We start from the raw sequence: 2,775 nt of genomic DNA on the forward strand, positions 1-2,775 counted from the left end.
TGCCGGCCCGGATCACCTGTCGCGCGCCCGTCGCCGCCGAAGAGGCCGGCCCGCTGGCCGCCGCGCTCGGCGCGATGGGCGCGCAACTGGCCATGGAGCCGGGGCCGCCCTTCCGCGTCGCCATAAGGCGCCAGCCCTCGCTGCACCCATGGGTCCACGTCGCGGCCGGCTGGAGCGAAACCACCGTCGCGGCGGTGCTTCTGGCGGCGCTGAACACGCCGGGCACGACACGGCTGAAGGCGGCCGGCGCCGCGCCGCGCGCCGCCGCCGACCGCCTTTCGCGCTTTGGCGTCGATTGCGGTCTTGCCGCCGCCGACGGCCTGTGGTCATTGGCGGTCAGGGGGCGGCGCGCGCTGAAGGGTCCCGGAGCGGCGGCGGCCATATGAGCACCGTGATCGCCATCGACGGGCCGGCCGCCTCGGGCAAGGGCACGCTCGCCCGCCGCATCGCCGCCCATTACGAGCTGAGGCATCTCGACACCGGCCTGACCTATCGCGCGGTCGCACACGCGCTCATTGCCGCCGGCCGGCCGCTTGACGATGAACCCGGCGCGGTCCGCGCCGCCGAAACGCTGGACCTTTCGGCGATGGACCGGGCGGTGCTGGCCGACCATGCGGTGGGCGAGGCGGCATCCAGGGTCGCCGCCATGCCGGCGGTGCGGCAGGCGCTGGTCGCCCGCCAGCGCGCGTTTGCGCGAACGCCGCCAGGCGCGGTGCTGGACGGCCGGGACATCGGCACGACCGTGTGCCCGGACGCGCCGGCCAAGCTCTACGTCACCGCCGGCGCCCCGGTGCGGGCGAAGCGGCGCTTTCACGAGATCGTGTCGGCCGGCGGGGCGGCGGACGAGGCGGCGGTCCTGGCCGACATCGAGCGGCGCGACGCGCGCGACATGGGCCGCGCCGACTCCCCGCTCAGGCCCGCCGCCGACGCGCACTTGCTTGACACCTCCGATATGACTATAGAGGCGGCGTTTCAGGCGGCCCGCGCGATCGTTGACCGGGCGCTTGAGCGACCTGAACCCGTCAGCGACGATCCCGCGCCGGACAGCCCTTAAAGGGCTTGGATCGCACGCAGGCAGACCGAACGCGAACCCCGGCGCCCGCGCGCGGCGAAGACACGAAAAGCCCGCCCCGCGCTCCAGGAGCACCAATGTCGGAACTGAACCCCACGCGGGAGGACTTTGCGAGCCTCCTTGAAGCCTCGCTCGCCAGCCAGGACGCGATCGAGGGAGGCGTCGTCCAAGGCACGATCACCGCCATCGAAAAGGACATGGCCATCGTCGATGTCGGCCTGAAGGTCGAAGGACGCATCGCGCTCAAGGAATTCGGAGCGAAGGCCAAGGACGGCACGCTCGATGTCGGCGACACGGTCGAGGTCTATGTCGAGCGCATCGAGAACGCGCTTGGCGAGGCGGTGCTGTCGCGCGACAAGGCCCGCAGGGAGGAAGCCTGGGTCAAGCTCGAAGCCAAGTTCAACAGTGGCGAACGGGTCGAGGGCCAGATCTTCAATCAGGTCAAGGGCGGCTTCACCGTCGATCTGGACGGCGCCGTCGCCTTCCTGCCACGCAGCCAGGTGGACATTCGCCCGATCCGCGACGTCACGCCGCTGATGCACACACCCCAGCCCTTCGAAATCCTCAAGATGGACAAGCGCCGCGGCAACATCGTCGTCTCGCGTCGCACCGTGCTTGAGGAAAGCCGCGCCGAGCAGCGCTCGGAGATCGTGCAGAATCTCGAAGAGGGCCAGGTGGTCGAAGGTGTGGTCAAGAACATCACCGACTATGGTGCCTTCGTCGACCTTGGCGGCATCGACGGCCTGCTGCACGTCACCGACATGGCCTGGCGGCGCGTCAACCATCCCACCGAGATCCTGCAGATCGGCCAGACGGTCAAGGTGCAGATCATCCGCATCAACCAGGAGACGCACCGCATCTCACTGGGCATGAAGCAGCTCGAAGCCGATCCTTGGGACGGCATCGGCACCAAGTACCCGATCGGCAAGAGGATCACGGGCCGGGTGACCAACATCACCGATTACGGCGCCTTCGTCGAGGTCGAGCCGGGCATCGAGGGCCTGATCCACGTCTCGGAGATGAGCTGGACCAAGAAGAACGTCCATCCGGGCAAGATCCTTTCGACCAGCCAGCAAGTCGATGTGGTCGTGCTCGAAGTCGACCCGGACAAGCGCCGCATCTCGCTCGGCCTCAAGCAGACGCTCAGCAACCCTTGGGACGATTTCGCGCAAAGCCATCCGGTCGGCGGCGTCGTCGAGGGCGAGGTCAAGAACAAGACCGAATTCGGCCTGTTCATCGGCCTGGACGGCGATGTGGACGGCATGGTCCATCTGTCCGACCTCGACTGGAACCGGTCGGGCGAGGATGCGATCGAGGACTATCACAAGGGCGACGTGGTCAAGGCCGTGGTGCTCGATGTCGATGTCGACAAGGAGCGCATCTCGCTGGGCATCAAGCAGTTGACCAAGGATGCGATCGCCGACGCGGCGGCCTCGGGCACCCTGCGCAAGAATGCCGTGGTCACCTGCGAGGTCACCGCGGTCACCGATGGCGGCATCGAGGTGAGGCTGGTCGATCACGACCTCGATAGCTTCATCCGCCGCTCGGACCTGTCGCGCGACCGCGACGAACAGCGCCCCGAGCGCTTCTCGGCCGGTCAGCGGGTGGACGCGCGCGTCACCCAGTTCAACAAGAAGGACCGCCGCGTCTCCGTGTCGATCAAGGCGCTGGAAATCGCCGAGGAGAAGGAAGCGGTCGCCCAG

At 68.3% G+C, this 2,775-nt stretch carries 3 protein-coding genes; all 3 read left to right on the forward strand.

Annotation, left to right across the window (positions count from 1 at the left end; translation table 11 throughout):
* Nucleotides 1-386, forward strand: a 386-nt coding sequence (locus AC5E6L_RS14955) for a hypothetical protein (RefSeq protein ID WP_491774362.1), incomplete at its 5' end; no start/stop codon positions are given.
* A complete protein-coding gene (cmk, locus tag AC5E6L_RS14960; protein WP_491774364.1) occupies nt 383-1,054 on the forward strand; it encodes a (d)CMP kinase in 672 nt (223 codons plus the stop codon). The genes AC5E6L_RS14955 and cmk, both read left to right, overlap by 4 nt.
* A 95-nt stretch (nt 1,055-1,149) precedes the next feature.
* Nucleotides 1,150-2,775: 30S ribosomal protein S1 (gene rpsA, locus AC5E6L_RS14965; protein ID WP_491774366.1), on the forward strand; the 1,626-nt coding region annotated here is incomplete at its 3' end.

The organism is Roseitalea sp., from assembly GCF_984466335.1.

Excerpts from the sequence above, each read along its gene's own strand:
- cmk (WP_491774364.1), top strand. The coding sequence starts at position 383 with ATGAGCACCGTGATCGCCATCGACGGGCCGGCCGCCTCGGGCAAGGGC.